The sequence below is a fragment of the Gudongella sp. DL1XJH-153 genome (assembly GCF_049310905.1).
GTDB lineage: Bacteria > Bacillota > Clostridia > Tissierellales > Tissierellaceae > Gudongella.
Map to the genome: position 1 here is coordinate 1 of NZ_JBMEMN010000044.1, position 17827 is coordinate 17827.

The 17827-nt window shown below is 35.8% G+C and carries 16 protein-coding genes and 1 tRNA gene; 15 read left to right on the forward strand and 2 right to left on the reverse strand.

Going from position 1 to position 17827, the window contains the following annotated elements; translation table 11 throughout:
- Positions 1–304 precede the first annotated feature (304 nt).
- The 12 genes from ACOEN1_RS12275 to mltG all read left to right on the forward strand — a co-directional run bounded on the left by ACOEN1_RS12275 (position 305) and on the right by mltG (position 12685).
- A complete protein-coding gene (locus ACOEN1_RS12275; protein WP_422487196.1) occupies positions 305–898 on the forward strand; it encodes a lactate utilization protein in 594 nt (197 codons plus the stop codon).
- 11 nt (positions 899–909) lie between these two features.
- Positions 910–2064, forward strand: coding sequence for a cysteine desulfurase family protein (locus ACOEN1_RS12280; RefSeq protein WP_422487197.1), 1155 nt, complete (start codon positions 910–912; stop codon positions 2062–2064).
- A gap of 4 nt (positions 2065–2068) precedes the next feature.
- Positions 2069–3235, forward strand: coding sequence for a tRNA uracil 4-sulfurtransferase ThiI (gene thiI / locus ACOEN1_RS12285; protein WP_422487198.1), 1167 nt, complete (start codon positions 2069–2071; stop codon positions 3233–3235).
- Between the two features lie 229 nt (positions 3236–3464).
- Positions 3465–4004, forward strand: coding sequence for a helix-turn-helix domain-containing protein (locus ACOEN1_RS12290; RefSeq protein ID WP_422487199.1), 540 nt, complete (start codon positions 3465–3467; stop codon positions 4002–4004).
- Positions 4005–4011: 7 nt separating this feature from the next.
- The gene (gene potA, locus ACOEN1_RS12295) at positions 4012–5070 is read left to right on the forward strand and encodes a spermidine/putrescine ABC transporter ATP-binding protein (protein WP_422487200.1); all 1059 of its coding nucleotides are present in this window, start codon (positions 4012–4014) and stop codon (positions 5068–5070) included.
- Positions 5060–5899 (forward strand): ABC transporter permease, encoded by an 840-nt coding sequence (locus ACOEN1_RS12300; RefSeq protein ID WP_422487201.1) that lies wholly within the window; start codon positions 5060–5062, stop codon positions 5897–5899. Before potA ends, ACOEN1_RS12300 begins: the two co-directional genes overlap by 11 nt.
- Positions 5893–6684: an ABC transporter permease gene (locus ACOEN1_RS12305; RefSeq protein ID WP_422487202.1), complete on the forward strand. Its 792-nt coding sequence runs from the start codon at positions 5893–5895 to the stop codon at positions 6682–6684. The genes ACOEN1_RS12300 and ACOEN1_RS12305 overlap by 7 nt, the downstream gene beginning before the upstream one ends.
- A 4-nt stretch (positions 6685–6688) precedes the next feature.
- Complete coding sequence (locus tag ACOEN1_RS12310) at positions 6689–7729, forward strand: ABC transporter substrate-binding protein (RefSeq protein ID WP_422487203.1); 1041 nt, start codon at positions 6689–6691, stop codon at positions 7727–7729.
- Between the two features lie 129 nt (positions 7730–7858).
- Positions 7859–9487, forward strand: coding sequence for an MBL fold metallo-hydrolase RNA specificity domain-containing protein (locus tag ACOEN1_RS12315; protein WP_422487204.1), 1629 nt, complete (start codon positions 7859–7861; stop codon positions 9485–9487).
- Positions 9488–9496: 9 nt separating this feature from the next.
- Positions 9497–10489, forward strand: coding sequence for a lipoate--protein ligase (locus ACOEN1_RS12320; protein WP_422487205.1), 993 nt, complete (start codon positions 9497–9499; stop codon positions 10487–10489).
- A gap of 20 nt (positions 10490–10509) precedes the next feature.
- A complete protein-coding gene (locus ACOEN1_RS12325; protein ID WP_422487206.1) occupies positions 10510–11676 on the forward strand; it encodes a GNAT family N-acetyltransferase in 1167 nt (388 codons plus the stop codon).
- Between the two features lies 1 nt (position 11677).
- A complete protein-coding gene (mltG, locus tag ACOEN1_RS12330) occupies positions 11678–12685 on the forward strand; it encodes an endolytic transglycosylase MltG (RefSeq protein WP_422487207.1) in 1008 nt (335 codons plus the stop codon).
- 200 nt (positions 12686–12885) lie between these two features.
- Here the strand turns inward: mltG and ACOEN1_RS12335 are convergent, their stop codons facing one another.
- Positions 12886–13140, reverse strand: a complete 255-nt coding sequence (locus ACOEN1_RS12335; RefSeq protein ID WP_422487208.1) for a hypothetical protein — start codon at positions 13138–13140, stop codon at positions 12886–12888.
- Positions 13141–13462: 322 nt separating this feature from the next.
- Between ACOEN1_RS12335 and ACOEN1_RS12340 the strand changes: the two genes are divergently transcribed.
- The 3 genes from ACOEN1_RS12340 to ACOEN1_RS12350 all read left to right on the forward strand — a co-directional run bounded on the left by ACOEN1_RS12340 (position 13463) and on the right by ACOEN1_RS12350 (position 17056).
- Positions 13463–14728, forward strand: a complete 1266-nt coding sequence (locus ACOEN1_RS12340) for a PIN domain-containing protein (protein ID WP_422487209.1) — start codon at positions 13463–13465, stop codon at positions 14726–14728.
- A gap of 615 nt (positions 14729–15343) precedes the next feature.
- Positions 15344–16303, forward strand: a complete 960-nt coding sequence (locus ACOEN1_RS12345) for a hypothetical protein (protein ID WP_422487210.1) — start codon at positions 15344–15346, stop codon at positions 16301–16303.
- Between the two features lie 12 nt (positions 16304–16315).
- Positions 16316–17056: an SHOCT domain-containing protein gene (locus ACOEN1_RS12350; protein ID WP_422487211.1), complete on the forward strand. Its 741-nt coding sequence runs from the start codon at positions 16316–16318 to the stop codon at positions 17054–17056.
- 423 nt (positions 17057–17479) lie between these two features.
- On the opposite strand, the gene ACOEN1_RS12355 is transcribed toward ACOEN1_RS12350, so the two are convergent.
- Positions 17480–17566, reverse strand: a tRNA-Leu gene (locus ACOEN1_RS12355).
- Between the last annotated feature and the right edge of the window lie 261 nt (positions 17567–17827).

Consider the following 17827-nt stretch of genomic DNA (forward strand, 5'->3'; position numbering starts at 1 on the left):
AGCGCCGTATACGGAACCGTACGTACGGTGCTGTGAGAGGTCGGTAGATGAAATAATCATCTACCTCCTACTCGATTATAGTGATAGGATTGAACAAAACCGTTCAAAAGGGGTATTGGGAATAGAGATCTAACTCAAGGTTACCAGGGGATAACCTCATATTGATTATAACAAATATGTTAAACTATTGCAATATAAATGATAAAGTTTATCATTTAACAAAAGAGAGTTTTAATACCTGCTAAATTAAAGTATAATAAACATGATAAGAGATCTAAACATATTAGACAAGGAGAGATGAATAATGGATAAAGTTATTACGGCCCTTGAGAAAAACGGATTTGCGGCAAAATATTTTGAAAACGCAGAGGATGCCAAGATAAATCTGCTAAAGGAAATTGACAAGAATGAATCAGTTGGGATAGGAGGTTCCATGACTGTACTGGACATGGGGATATATGATGATCTTGTTGTTAGGGGAAATGATACATACTGGCATTGGAAAGCAGAAGACAAGAAGTCGGCTTTGGAAAATGCAGTTAACACGGAAGTTTACTTAACAAGCTCAAATGCTGTAACAGAAGATGGGAAGCTAGTTAACAAAGATGGTACTGGAAACAGGGTAGCATCAATGATATACGGTCACAAGAGAGTGTATGTCATTGTAGGCAAAAACAAGGTAACTAAAAATGTTGAAGAGGCTTTTAAGAGAATAGAAACTGTAGCTGCTCCTCTTAACGCCAAGAGACTGAACTTGACAACTCCATGTGTCTATACAGGGGTATGCAGTGATTGCGATTCTAAAGACAGGATTTGCAAAGCAGAGACAATACTAAGCAAAAATCCCAATGGTACAAAGATATATGTATATATAATCAATGAGGACATGGGATATTAAGAGGTGAGAATTTGATTTATTTGGATAATTGCTCCACGACAAAACCACGTGATAGTGTTATAGAAAAAATCACCGAAAGTATGCAGATGACATTTGGCAATCCTTCATCCTTGCATGGTCTAGGAATGAGTTCAGAAAAAATACTCAAGAGTTCACGAAAGACTGTTGCGGATTTTCTTGGAGTGAAGACAAATGAGATTTATTTCACTTCCGGTGGTACTGAAGGCAATAATATTGCGATTCAGGGCGCTCTCAAGGCAAGAGAAAACAGAGGGAAGCATATAATAACGACAATGATAGAGCACCCTGCTGTCATGAATACCATCAAGGAATATGAAAAAAATGGATACCTAGTATCATGGATACCTAATGGAAGTGATGGAAGGATAGACCTGGATAAGCTGGAAGAAGAGCTTACAGATCAGACTGTTCTTGTTTCAGTGATTCATGTCAACAATGAAATTGGGACTATACAGGATATTGAAACAATTGGGAAATTACTTTCAAAACAGCCCATGAAGCCACATTTTCATCTGGATGGAGTTCAGTCTTTTGGCAAGATCAAATTTTCACTGATAAGTGCCGGAGTGGATAGCTTTGCTTTTAGTGGCCACAAGATACATGGGCCCAAGGGAGTGGGAGCCTTGTATATTAACAGTAAAGCCAGAGTCAATCCATTGGTGTTTGGAGGCAATCAGGAGATGGGAATGAGATCTGGAACTGAAAACGTCCCAGGGATTGCTGGTTTTAGCGAAGCTGTAAGAGTACTGACTGAGAAAGGATCTGTTGAGACACAAAAAATTGCAGATCTAAAGGAATCCATGACAAGAATGGTGCTGGATCAGATTGATGATGTAATTGTAAACAGCCCTTCCGGGAATCTGTCATCCCCTTATATTCTTAACCTGTCATTCGGGTGGACAAGAGGAGAAGTGATATTGCATTATCTTGAGGAAGAAAACATATATGTATCAACCACATCTGCATGTTCTTCGAAAGGAACTGACAAGAGCCATGTATTAAAAGCAATTGGTCTGGATGATAATCATATGGAGGGAACCTTGAGATTGTGCTTTTCATATGAAATGACAGACGAGGATGTAGCCAGGACTGTACAAGTTTTAAAGAATTCGGTTGAAGAAGTGAGAAGTATAATGAGGAGATGATGTGTTGGAAAGAGTTATAAGTGCAAGTCTTGGTGAAATAGTTCTTAAGGGCTTGAACAGAAAGTATTTTGAAGATAGATTGATCAAAAATATGAAGAGAGTCCTTAGGGATTTTGGTGAATATAGAATATATAAAGAACAAGGCAAAATATACATCGAAGGATTGGCAGACCATCAGCACGATGCAATAAGAAGGCTAAAAAAAGTGTTCGGTCTTGTCTATATTAGTCCATGTATAAGAACGAGCTTGGATATGGAAGATATTCGAGAGGCTGGATTGATGCTTGTAAAAGAAAAGCTGCCAAAAGACAAGATTGTGACCTTCAAGGTTGAAACCAGCAGATCTGATAAGAGATACCCCCTAAAGTCTCCTGAAATTTCAAGAGATGTAGGTGGTTATGTCCTTACAAATACCGAGAATCTAAAGGTGGATGTTCATAATCCTGATTTCATGCTCTATGTTGATGTGAAAGAATACGGATATGTCTATATAGACAGGACAAGAGCATATGGAGGGCTTCCAATCGGAACCAATGGCAAAGGACTTCTTTTGCTATCAGGAGGCATTGACAGTCCAGTGGCGGGCTTCATGATGGCCAAGAGAGGTGTGGAGGTTGATGCAATTCATTTTCATTCATATCCATTCACTTCTCAGAGAGCGGAAGAAAAGGTAATGGACTTGGCAAAGATTGTTTCAATGTACACTGGACCAATTAATATATACAGCATCAATCTCTTGAATATACAAAAAGAGATCAACAAGAATTGTCCTGAAGATGAAATGACAATTATTTCAAGAAGATTTATGATGAGAATTGCTGAGGAAATAAGTAAGAGAAAGGGATACCAGATACTTGTTACGGGTGAGAATCTGGGACAGGTTGCAAGCCAAACCATATATAGTGTGGACGTAATAAACAGGTCAGTCGAAATGCCGGTATTAAGACCACTTATAGGTATGGACAAGGTTGATATTATAGATATCTCCAAAGAAATAGAAACTTACGAAACATCAATTAAACCTTTTGAGGATTGTTGCAGTGTATTTCTGCCAAAGCATCCTGTGACAAGACCCAAGCTTGAAGATATTTTGCAATCAGAACAAGCGCTCAATATTGAGGAATTAATTTTGGAAGCAATTAATGGTATGAAAATCACAAAAATCGACTAAAAAATTATTCTGAGAACAAATATAAATAAGGAAGGCCAATTAAGGCCTTTTTTGTTTTTCAAATACTAAACTACAGGTTTACCTGCAAATAATACAGATAAGAATGTATTATTGCAAACAACTGAATTTAGTAAAAGTTATGGGTTGACACTCAATAGCCTCTATTCTATAATATTGTGGTAGCTGTTTAGTAAACGTAAACTATTTGTTTAATGAAATGGAGGTTGCTATGAATATCGGAGAAAAAATCAAAGCTATAAGAGTCAGAAAAAACCTGACCCAAGAGGAGCTTGCTGACAGGTGTGAATTGACAAAAGGCTTCATATCTCAGGTTGAAAGAGATTTGACATCTCCTTCAATTGCAACCCTTGTAGATATATTGGAAGGTTTAGGTACAAATCTTAAAGATTTTTTCAACGAAGCTGATGAAGAAAAAATTGTATTCCGAAAGGAAGATGTCTTTGAGACTGTAAATGAAGAATTGAAATATGTGCTTCATTGGATTATTCCCAATGCTCAGAAGAATAGCATGGAGCCAATAATGATAACACTTCTCGAGGGTGGAAAAACAAAGGAGGATTCACCTCATGAAGGTGAAGAGTTTGGCTATGTACTCCAGGGTTCGATATATGTATTTTTGGGAAGTGAAAAGCACAAGGTAAGAAAAGGTGAGAGCTTCTATTACAAAACTAACAGCAACCATTATATTGAGAACGCCGGCAAGAGCGAGGCAGCCCTCATATGGGTAAGTACACCACCAAATTTCTAGGAGGGGTATGATGACAAAAATTCATGCTATAGATTTAGTCAGTGTAGATAAGCAATTTGGGGAGACTCAAGTTCTTGAAAATATTAGTCTTTATATAAGAAAAAATGAGTTTCTTACACTTCTTGGTCCAAGTGGCTGTGGAAAGACAACTACTCTTAGAATAATTGGAGGATTTGAATCCCCAACAAATGGTAGGATTATGTTTGACGGCGAGGATATAACTGATCTTCCTCCCTATAAAAGACAGATTAATACTGTATTCCAGAAGTATGCCCTCTTTCCTCATATGAATATTTTCGATAATATCGCATTTGGACTTAAAATAAAGAAGATGAGCAAAAAAGAAATCAAGGATAAGGTTGCCTTGATGCTAAAGCTGGTAAATCTTGAGGGTTTTGAGGATAGAGATATTGATTCTCTAAGTGGGGGACAGCAACAAAGAATAGCCATAGCTAGAGCTTTGGTAAATGAACCCAAGGTACTTCTTCTAGACGAGCCTCTCGGAGCTCTGGACCTTAAACTCAGGAAAGAAATGCAACTGGAGTTGAAGAGAATTCAAAAGCGTGTAGGGATTACATTTGTTTATGTTACTCACGACCAGGAAGAGGCTTTGACAATGTCGGACACAATCGTTGTAATGGATAAGGGGCGTATTCAGCAAATAGGTACTCCCACTGATATATACAACGAACCGATCAACAGGTTTGTTGCAAAATTTATTGGCGAAAGCAATATTGTTGACGGAGTTATGAATGAGGATTACAAGGTAACATTTTCCAATAAGATATTTCAATGTGTAGACAAAGGCTTTAATCCAAATGAGCTGGTTGATGTTGTCATTAGGCCTGAAGACCTCCAGATTGTTGCAGCAGACAAAGGTTTCTTGACAGGTTTTGTGGAAAGCGTTATTTTTAAGGGAGTCCATTATGAAATGGAAGTAAATGATGATGGTTATATCTGGACAGTACATTCCACCATTATGAAAAATGTAGGTGAGAAGGTTGGAATGATTGTAGTACCTGATAACATTCATATAATGCGAAAGGGGGAAGCTGATGAAACTTAAGAGGATTGGTTACCCGTATTTCCTGTGGCTGGGAATGTTTATTCTGGTTCCACTTCTACTGGTCATGTATTTTGCATTCACAACGGGTGACAGTCAAAACTTTTCAACTTTTACATTCAGTTTGGATAATTTCAAAAAATTCATGTCCCCCATCTATTTGGGTGTACTTTATAGATCTGTAAAACTTGCATTGATTTCAACTCTTATATGTCTTTTACTTGGATATCCAATAGCTTTTATCATCAGCAAGGAAAAGCCGAGAATTAGAAATATAATGGTCTTAATGTTTGTAATCCCAATGTGGATGAATTTTTTGCTTAGAACCTATGCCTGGCTTACGATTCTGGGCAAAAATGGTATTCTTACCAAAGTACTGTCATTTATCGGTTTTGAAGGTGTGAGTTTACTCTATAACGACACAGCTGTACTTCTGGGTATGGTGTATAACTTTTTGCCATTCATGGTCTTGCCGATATTTTCAGTATTGACAAAAATGGATAGGAATCTTGTTGAAGCAGCAGAAGACCTTGGTGCCAACAAAGCAGAGGTATTTTCGAAGGTAATCATACCTTTGAGTCTTCCAGGAGTTATAACCGGTATCACCATGGTTTTTATTCCAGCAGTTAGTACCTTTGTAATATCTGGTCTTCTGGGAGGGAATAAATCTACTTTGATCGGTAATCTTATTGAGCAACAGTTCAGGTATACAGGGGACTGGCATTTTGGTTCCACAATGTCCATTATACTGATGGTATTTATTCTTGCATCAATGGCGCTCACCTCTAAATTTGACAAAGACAAAGAAGGGGGAGGTGGGGGATTATGGTAAACAGAAACTTAAAGAGACTTTATACTTTTCTAATCTTTGCTTTTCTGTATGCACCCATAATAATTCTAATTATCTATTCCTTCAATGATTCAAAATTCAGAGGTGACTGGAGTGGATTTACACTTCGCTGGTATATTGAATTGTTTCAGGATAGAGAAGTCTTGAGGGTTCTATACTATACTTTCGCAATTGCAATCACATCTTCAATAATATCAACAGTGATAGGAACATTGGCTGCAATTGGAATTCATGGAATAAGAGGGTTTACTAAAAAGGCAATACTGAATCTGAATTATATTCCAGTGCTTAATCCGGATATAGTGACGGCAGTTGCCTTGATGGCTTTGTTCAGAATGGCTAGATTGCAATTTGGATTTCTGACACTGCTGCTGGCACACATAACTTTCTCAGTACCATATGTTGTGCTCTCCATATTACCTAAACTGAAGCAAATGAATGTTCACCTTGCTGAGGCAGCCATGGATCTTGGGGCAACACCGTTTTATGCCTTGAGGAAGGTTATAATTCCTGAAATAATGCCTGGGATCATAACAGGTGGTTTGTTGGCATTTACTCTGTCCATAGATGATTTTGTAATAAGCTTTTTTACAACTGGACATGGAATTTCAAACCTCAGCATCTATATTTACTCAATGGCGAGAAAAGGAATCAATCCTACAATAAATGCTTTATCAACCCTGATGTTTATTTCATTGTTGGCCTTGCTGCTAATAATAAACAAAAGAAGTGAAAGATCAGAAAAAATAATACAGGAAAGAAGGTAGAAATATGAGAAACAAGATTATCATTATGCTGGCTTTGGTGCTGGCAATAGGCGCTGTTGCAACTGGATGCGGAGGAAGCGAGTCTACTTTGAATGTTTACAACTGGGGAGACTACATTGACCCTGAGGTATTGGAATTATTTGAGGAAGAGTACGGAGTAAGGGTAATTTATGATACCTACGCAACAAATGAAGACCTTTATGTAAAAATGAAACAGGGAGGAAGCAGCTATGATGTTGTAATACCTTCTGATTACATGATTGAACGAATGATTAGAGAGGACCTTCTGATGGAAATAAACATGGATAACATCACCATGTTTGACAAGATAGACGACAGGTTCCTAAATCTTGATTACGACCCAGATAATAGCTACTCTGTCCCATACATGTGGGGTACTGTTGGAATCATCTATAACACAACAATGGTTGACAGACCTCTAACAAGCTGGGCTGATCTGTGGGATGAGGAATTTGATGGCGAAATCATAATGCTTAACAGCCAAAGGGATACTCTGGCAGTTGCATTGAAGAAATTGGGTTACTCATTGAACACAAGAGATATTGGTGAGCTTGAAGAAGCAAGGGATGCATTGATTGAGCAAAAACCAATAGTATATGCATACCTTGGAGATGAAGTAAAGGATGTAATTGTAGGAGAAGAAGCAGCCATAGCGGTTGTATGGTCGGGAGATGCTGTTGCGATGATGGATGAGAATCCAGACCTTGAATATGTAATACCTTCCGAGGGTACAAATCTTTGGTTTGATGCGATGGTCATACCGAGTAATGCTGAAAATGTTGAAGCAGCTCAACAGTTTATAAACTTTATGACAAGACCTGAAATAGCTGCTATGAATGCTGACTATATCGGCTATTCATCTCCTGTTCCTGAGGCTGTGGAAATGTTGGATGAAGATATACAGAATAGTCCGGTTGCATACCCATCCGATGATATGCTTGCAAATACAGAGGTGTTCAAAGATCCCCAGGATATCATAAGCGAGTATGATAGAATCTGGACTGAAATAACAAGTGCTCAGTAAATGAATTTGATGGTAACTTCTTTATTAGGAGGTTACCATCTTTTTTCAATTAATGGTATAATGTAGATATAAGTGTGTATAGAAGCTATTGATAGTAGTGACAAACATATTACACAAGGAGGTATGACTATGAAGTTAAGTTTTCTGGGAGCAGCACAAATGGTAACAGGATCAAACTATCTTTTGAATACTAAGGAGCATAATATTGTAATTGACTGTGGAATGTTTCAGGGGAATCAGGAAACAGAAAAGTTGAATTACAGAGAGTTTCCATTTGATCCGGCATCAATTGACATATTGATTTTGACACATGCTCATATAGACCACAGTGGACGAATACCGAAGATGGTAAAGGAAGGTTTCAGAGGCAAGATCATCTCTACAAAAGCTACCTTTGACCTTTGCGGAGTTATGTTGCTTGATAGTGCAAAAATACAGGAAAATGATGCTCAGTGGGAAAATAAAAAGAGAGAAAGAAGAGGGGAACCGGAGATAGAACCCCTTTATACTATTGATGATGCTGAGCACAGTCTGAAGTATTTTGAGCCTCAACTATATGAACAGAAAATCGATATCAATGGAGAAATATCCATGAAATTTAAAGATGCTGGGCATATATTGGGATCTTCGATTCTGGAGCTATGGGTGACTGAAGACGAAAAGACTACAAAACTTGTGTTTTCAGGAGACCTTGGGATGCCGAACAGACCAATCATAAGGGACCCTCAATATGTTGACGAGGCTGATTATTTGGTCATTGAATCCACATATGGAGATACTGATCATCCACCAATGAAGGAAAGTGCTGAAAAATTAATTGAAATTATAAATAAAACTGCCAAGAGAGGTGGAACTGTCCTTATACCTTCATTTGCAGTGGGAAGAACCCAGGAACTCATATACCAGCTTAACAAGTATTATGAATATAATGATATCAAGCTTGAAATGGAAATCCCAATCTATATAGACAGTCCTATGGCTACAAATGCCACTGAAGTATTTCAGAACAACTCTGGGACATTTGACCAGGAGACTCAGGATTTGATACTAAAAGGTGATAATCCATTCCTCTTTAAGAATCTTCACTATGTAAGGACTGTTGAAGAATCCATGGCACTGAATGATGCAGATTTTCCAAAGGTTATAATATCGGCAAGTGGGATGGCAACGGCTGGAAGGATTAGGCATCATCTTAAACATAATCTGTGGGATCCTAAGAACAGCCTCATTTTTGTTGGATATCAGGCTGAAGGTTCCTTGGGGAGGATACTTCTTGATGGAGTTAAGAAAGTGAAACTACTTGGAGAAGAGATTCACGTTGGACTTGAAATATACGATCTCGAGGGATTCTCAGCTCATGCTGACAGGAAGTTCATGTTGGATTGGATTGACAAGATAGAAAAGAAACCTAGAAAGGTATTTATTGTCCATGGAGAAAAAGAAACCGCTGAGGAGTTTTCCAGACAGATAGAAGACAGGTTTGGGCTGCAAACAATTATACCCAAACTTGGAAACTGCTACAGAATTGCTCGAGATTCAATAGAAGTGGAAAAAGGAATTTCAATTGAGCCTGCAATTCTCAAGGAAGAAATCGCAAAGGAACTGCAAAATGTCTATGAACAATTCAATTCTTTGATGAGCAGGTCTAATGGATTGTTTGATGAGGACTTGCTGGAAAAAGACTATGATTTATTGAAGAATAGACTGCTTGAATTACAGAATCAGCTTATGGATTTAAATATGTTGATTGGGAAATAGGAGGAAGAAATGAAATATTTGACTAATTTATCTAACAATCCTAACTATAATCTTGCTTTTGAGGAATACTGCTTTAAGAACCTCCCAAGGGAGGATGATTATGTATATCTTTGGATTAATGGACCGGCCATAATAGTTGGTAAGAATCAGAATACACTTGAGGAAATAAACATAGAATATGTAAAAGAAAATGATATAAAGATTGTAAGGAGAATCACAGGTGGGGGAGCAGTTTACCACGACCTTGGGAATCTCAATTTTTCAATCTATACCAATTCCAAGGGTCAGGAAAGAATTGACTTTGGGCAGATCAATGTTCCAATATTGAAATCCCTGGAGAAATTTGGAATAATGGCAGAATTATCTGGAAGAAATGACTTGACTCTTGATGGAAAGAAAATCTCTGGAATTGCTCAATCAGTCTATAAGAAAAGAATTCTTAATCATGGAACTATTCTTTATGATACAGATATGAGTGTTTTGTCAAAAGCTTTGAATGTCAAGGCTGACAAAATTGCATCCAAAGGTGTAAAGTCTGTTAAGTCAAGAGTTACAAATATCAGACCTTACATGAAAGAAGATGCTTTAATTTTGGATTTTAAGGAGATGCTGCTCAAGAACATTTTTCAGTACCACAACGAGGAAATGGAAGAGTATGTACTGAGCCAACAAGAATTGGATGGAATTCAGAAGCTATACGAAGAGAAGTATTCAACTTGGGAATGGAATTATGGAGAATCTCCAGACTTCGGATGGACTAATTACAAACGGTTCCCATCTGGTGCAGTGGAAGTAAGACTTGAAATGAAAAATGGAATAATCAGAGACGTAAAGATTTTTGGAGACTTTTTCGGAACCAAGGAAGTTGAGGACCTTGAGGAAAAACTTAAGGGTGTTCGTTATGACAAGGATAATATACAGGAGCTTTTGAGCGAGATAAATGTATCCGATTATTTCAGTAATATGGCTGATGCTGACTTTATGGAACTCTTATTTGATTAAATCTGTGGGAGATGAAGATATTGAACCTAGGTGAGAATATTGAAATACATCCAGTAAGGACCGAAAAAGAACTAGAGCAGTTTGTATCATTCCCATACAAGATATATGAGAATGATAAAGTCTGGGTACCACCAATAAAAAGCGATTATAGAAAATATGTTAGAGGTGAGGGAAATTACCTTAATCAGGCGGGACCAAATGAAAAAATACTGGCAATGCGTGGTGGCAAGGTTTGTGGCAGACTGCTTGTCGGAATAAATGAGCACTTAAATCTACACAAGAACTTAAAGGATGGATATATTTCTCTATTTGAGTGTGAGGACGATCAGGCAGTTGCCGATAAGATGCTCCAATTCTCAGAAAATTGGCTTTTTGAAAGGGGAATGGAAAACCTGAAAGGCCCACTTTCATTACCTGGTGGAGATGACAACAGGGGATTTCTAATCGATAATTTTACAGATCCCACCTTAATAATGAATACCTATAACAAACCTTATTATCCAGACTTGTTTGTAAATTATGGCTTCCAGAAGTACTGCGACGTTTACGCATATAAAAGTGACAGTTCCAATAAGAATATTGAGAGGTATGAAAAGCTTGCACCATATGCAATGAAGAAATATGGCTTCAGGGTGGACCCGATTGATTTAAAGAACATCAAGAGAGAAATGCAGGATGTCAAGGAAATCATAAACAAAGCCATGCCACCAGAGTGGGAAGATTTTACACCTCCAAATGATGAAGAGATTGATCTGATTGCAAAACAACTTGTGCCATATGCTGATCCTGATTTGATATACATTGCCAGAAACGACAAAAATGAGCCCATAGGGTTTAATATAGCATTGCCAGATTACAATGAAGTGTTGGCAAAGATGAAAGGGAAGCTTTTACCTTTTGGTATAATAAAATACCTTTACTACAAAAATAAGATAGAGAAGATAAGATTCTTTGTTTTGTTTGTAATACCCGAATACCAGAAAAAAGGAGTCTCTTCAGCAATTTATTGGCAAACCTTCAAAGCGGCAGTTGAAAATGGGTATAGTTTTGTTGAGGGCTCAACAATATGGGATTACAATGAGCCTATGAAAAGGGACATTGAAAAATACGGGGGCATAATTTATAAAACATATAGAATCTACAAAAAGAAAATAATGGACCAAGATGGTTCATCCGGGGAGGAATAGAATGAAAAAAGCAATACTAGTATTATTGCTGATTATACTTATTGCAGGAGTGGGAGGTTTCTTTCTTGCGCCAGATTACCTAAACAGTACCCACAATGATGAGGCTGTAAATCTGGTGGTAGAAAAAGGAGACACTCTTCACGCAGTTGCAGAGAAGCTGTACGAAGAGGGTGTTATAAAAAGTAGATTGTGGTTTAGGTACAATGGGGAAGAGGTAGCAGCCAGGATTAAACCAGGGACATATATCATTGAGCGGGGCTCGAGTCTGGATGATATCTATGAAATCATACAGGTTGGGGAACAGGAAGTGCCTGTAGTGGTTACTTTTCCTGAAGGGTTTATACTTTATCAGTTTGCGGAGAAAATCCAGGAGTCTGGCCTGGGGACAATGGAAGAATTCATTGAGGAAACAGAACGTTTTTATGAGGAGAACTACTCTGAAAACTATGACAATAAAGAGCTTTATTATAGCCTTGAGGGCTATCTGTTCCCGGATACGTATCATTTTTCTTCAAGTCAGACAGTTTCACAAATAGTCGAAAGGTTGGTTTCGACAACAGAGGATATCTGGACTGATGAAATGGAGGCCAAGAGAGAAGAGCTTGGAATGTCAAGGCATCAGATCATGATACTGGCATCCCTGATTGAAAGGGAAGCATTTAACGACGAAGAAAGAAACACAATAAGCGGGGTTATTTACAATAGAATCGACACAGGCATGCCTCTCCAAATAGACGCTACGGTTATTTATGGAATTGGAGAAGGCAAGGAGCATATGACCAGGGTGCTATATTCAGATCTGGAAAGGGAGAATCCCTTCAATACCTATAGAAATGAGGGTATGCCACCAGGACCGATTGCATCACCTGGTAGAAATTCAATCAATGCTGCATTGAATCCTGAAAGTCATGATTTCTACTATTATGTAATGGGCGAAAATGGACACGTGTTTGCTGAGACCTACAACGAACACCTTAGAAACGTTGAAGCATACAGACAAACCCAGTAATGGGCATAAAAAAATACAGTTCAATTGAACTGTATTTTTTCGTTTGGTGCCGAAGGCGGGAGTCGAAATCATATTGATATTTTTCTATCCTCTTCTCATTCATTGTCAGTGTATAATTGATACAATAATTCACCAAGGGAGTAAGGGATACATGAGGCATAGAAAATGTTGAATAGCAAGGTTAAGCTAGATTATTAGCTCTATGCTTTGATTTTGAATATTTTTGATATAAGATCAATAATATTGTTATTCCCTTTAATCTTAGTACGTGATTCACGAGCACTTTCTCCTAGCAACCTAGAATGGGTTTTAGTAATAAAATCAAGTAGAAGTTTACAAAGTAAAGTCATTACTGAAACAACAACTAATGGCAAGATAATTGGAATAAACGTATCTAGCCAAATAGGGATGGCATCAATTATTGATTCAAATATAAATTTGGATTTATTTGGCAATGGTATCACCTCTGTTTATTCATACCACGTAAGATAAGATTTTAACCAACAGAGGATTTGACCAGAGTTTATTAGTTCGTGAAATCAATTGATGGAACATAAGGTTGTGGTTATAGTTATTTTCATTGCCTATCTTTTGGACATAGATTCATCAAAGAGACGAGCAGGTATGACGATTTAGGGACCTAAATGGAGGTGGTTATTTTAAAGAGAAAGTAATGGCATTAGTTAGATAAGAGACAATAAAAAATGTGAAATTATTTCCAAAAAAGAAGGATTTTCATCTTCTATGTAGAATATTTAATAAAGGAGGAGATTGCTTGTGAAAGAAAAGTTTTGGGGATATCTGCCACTAAAGGAGACTGAGTTTAAAAATATTTGGGTGAATTCTAAAATTGTCTTGGATACAAATATATTGTTAAATTTATATAGATACACTGAGTCAACCCAAAAAGAAGTCATTAGAATTCTAGACGAAAGGAATGAACGTTTTGTAATACCAGAATTAGTAATAAAAGAGTTTTTTGCCAATCGAGATGGAGTAATAGAGAATCATCACAATATCCGTGAAAAAGTAATTGAAAATTTAAAGATTTCGGATATGAAAAGTTCTATAGATAAACATAGACATATTAATCTAAACAACCATAAACTTAAAGAGATTATTGAAGAATTTGAAAAAAATATAAATAATGAATTAAGTAAATGCAGGACTGATAGTTTTTATGAAAAAGACACTATCCTTGAAAGAATATCAGACTGGTTTAATGATAGGGTTATGGATCCTTTAACTAATAAAGAACTTGAAGAGATTTTTAAAGAAGGAGAAGTTAGATATACAAATAAGATACCACCCGGGTATAAGGATGATAGTAAATCAGAAAGTAATAGTAAATATAATGATTTAGTCATCTGGAAACAGATTATGAAATATGCGAAGGACAATGAATCTAATATAATCTTTATATCAGATGATTTGAAGGAGGACTGGATAAAAACAATTGGAGGTAAAAAGATTGGTCCCAGAGAAGAATTATTAAACGAATTCTATAGATATACAAATGGTCAGAAAATATACATATACTCAACAAATGGGTTCTTGAATGCTTACTCTAAATTCAGCAAAAATAGAGAGATTGGGAAAGATACGATTTCTGAAGTGGAAAATTTAGAGAATAGTTATATAACAAATAAGAAAATGAACTCGTTTTCTGCTAGATATTTTGAATTTGTAGACGATGACTATAAAAAATATCCAAGTAAAACATTAAATAAAAAATTAGCTTTGAATAAATATGAAGAAGGAATTACTAACGAAGATATAGATAATGAGAATATTATGAGAAAATTTATTGAATTCAATAAAGAATTAACCGAGGTTAAGGAAGATGCGTATAATAATTATAATTTTTTCGATTCAGACATAAATCTTGACCGTTTGAGATTTCTTAGTAGGAAACTTAGAATATTGAATTTACAAATAAGAAAATCACAATTGACAGAAAAGATTAGAAAAAAATTATTAGTATTAATCAATGAATATCAGAAGGAGATTTATGAATTAGAGGATAATTTCATACCTTTTTAGGAACTGTTTAATCAATATAATAGATATATCTATGGGATTGAATTCTGTCACCAGTCTGGAGAGAAAAATTTAGCAAAAATACTTAATATACCTTGCTGAACAAAATCTCAGATTTGCTGATTAAGTTTGGATTTGAACCTTAAAGGGATACTCTATGGAGGCGTTTTGTCATAATAGGCAAGGCTTGTTCTAAGTTCTATGTTCGGAACCCCAATACGTGGGATCAATTAATCAACGATATAAACTGTAGATATGATGATAAGACTGGAGATTAAATGCTAGGTAGTGATATACTTACTTTTAGTAGACCGAAAATCATGGTATTGGTACTAGTACTTATTATTATTGGACTGATACTTTGAGGAAGGATTCATAGGACGAACTTTCCTTAATAGAGCCATCCAAGGGATACTTGCAACAGGAATGGTCGTATATGTACATCAATTAACTATACAGTATAATAGGAAGAGAGTGGAGGGTGACGATTTGCCTCATAGTGATGCCCTGGGTTAATCCTGGGGTTTTTTAACTAAATAGAAAATAATTCCAAAAAAAAAGAAGGATTCCCCTTTTTGATGTTGAATACTAATAATATAACTTAAAGGAGGAGATGCTGTGAAAGGGCATAAAAAGATAGAAATGGCAAATTTTAATTGTACATTTGGTGATAAAGATGAACCTATGTTGACACATTTTAAAGACATTATGTATCCAGCTCTAAAAAGCAGTAAAAGAAGGATTGAAAAAGACGGCAATCAATACTTTATTGAAGAACTAAGAGTTTATAATACACAAGATTTAGGTGTCATCCTTGTAGGACTTCATATTCTAAAGACTCAGCTAGAGGTTAAAAGTATATATGAAGAAGGAGTGGGGCTAAAATCTATTGATAGAAAACATGACTCTGGTCCTTATTCAGCATTCATTATTATATTAAAGAATCATAGGATGATACATATTAGAAATCAGAAAGGAAGTCCAAGCATTAAATCATTCGCTAAGACTATACGTTTCCTAATTCAAGATTATGTAAAAAGTGAGAATTCCCACAGAAGTGATAAAGAAAAACTACCTCAAGCATTTATAAATGTAACCAACATTCCATCTCCTGAATCTATAGATGATCAGTTTAGAAAAATCAACAAGATTAAGCTTGTAACATTCAGATTGTACCCTCTAAATGGGGAAATTGAAGTTGTTGATATTTTCAATGGATTTAGGGATCAATTAGCTACTGCTGAGAGTAAATCAGGAAATATGAATATAAACAATCCCAAGAATAAGCAGGAAGTTTCTAGTATAATAAAAGAAGCTGGTGATAGAGTTGACACTACTTTAAAAACAATACTAGAGGATGGAACAGAAAAAACATTTAAGAACAATGATTTTAGCGAGAAAATTCCTGTCTATCTTTCTGAGCACGAAGATGATATACACAAAAATATTTTAAACGCTTTGGATTATGTGAGAAATAGGAATGAACTGTTTTCAGCTAGTGAACTAAATCAAGAAATATATAGCGAAAGTAGAGATAGTTTAGTTGATTTTATAAGGGAAATTAGTAAAAAGAAATAGAGGTGCACAGTTATGAGTGGTAACGAAGATAAAATTAGAGAAAGTTTGGAGTCAATATTAGAAGTGACTAGTTTTGAAGCATTGATAAAGAAAAGTGGGGATCGTAAAATTTTTTCCAGCTCAAACTTCTTGATATCTTTAATAGTTGTTGCATTTATTACACCAATTATTATATTAATTGGACTTTCGAGTGATACTATTCTAAGATTTATAACAGTTGTAGAGATATCAAAAACCATTTCAATTAGTCTCTTTGGGATAGCGTTTACAGGGTATGCACTTTTTCAAGCGTTTGTTAGTGGAGAATTATTAGAACGTCTTCTCATACATAAAGGGGAAGAAAAAAGTGTTTTTGAGGAGTATAATCTATTCTTTTTTAGAATATGCTTTTTGTATTTGATATTGATATTAATTAACTATATCGTTCTGATTATTCTTAAAAATATCCCTAGTAATTATACATTGCAACCACTTAGCTATATGACAAATAGCATAGTATCAATAATATTAATATTTATTTACTTATTGATTCATATATTTTCTCTAGTAGAAATGAAAAGTTTCTTGTACAATATTTACCAAGCTTTTAATTTCAATGCATTGAATGAGGGTGTAAAAATAGTTGACAATAATAAACATATAAACACTATTAGTATTGCAGATGAAATAAAGAAATCTAAGAGTTTATTAGACCAAGGTATTATATCCCAAGATGAATTTAATAAGATTAGGAAAGACTTATTGAAACTATGAATACATTATTCAATGAACCTTAAGGTACCTAGTTTTAATTTAAGAAGTCAAGTGGTTAGCTAGTTGTCAATAATCCATTTGAAACCAGTTAAACTATCAAAAAAACCGACCCATCAAATTAGCGTCTAAGAACCTTAAAAGTCATTAGCCGGTGTAAACAATAATAACCGTTTTAATCTAAACTGTTTAGAAGAATTATTTGATAGTGGTGAGAAGTTAATATTTCACTAATCACAGATAGGTTGATCTGTTAGAAATCTTGCTTACCATGCATGTGTTTCTTAACAAAAAGTGAACACAATATTTAGAAATTACATAAGTGTGAAACAAAAAAGGATCTGATTAATCAGATTCTTTTCGTTGCACACATTAAGTAAAATTAATGCCCTACAGCACGTTATTTAAACGTATTGAGGGCTATCTTGGTGCCGAAGGCGGGAGTCGAACCCGCACGGTGTTTCCACCGCTGGATTTTGAGTCCAGTACGTCTGCCAATTCCATCACTTCGGCCAATGACTACGAAATCTATATTAACACAGAAAGTAATAAAAAGCAATATAATAATTATCTCCGATAGTGTCAATTTACTGTCGGATAAAAATAATTATAGCTTCTCCGTAATATATTTTAGACTCCTCGTACTGACTTTAACAGTACTGCTGTACCTGTCTTCTTTGCTGTATTGATGAATCTAATGTTTTGTATCCCTGCTTCTTTGGCTTTTCTTGCTCGTTTTGCGACTCGTTTGTCGAACTCTATTATCTTTGTTTC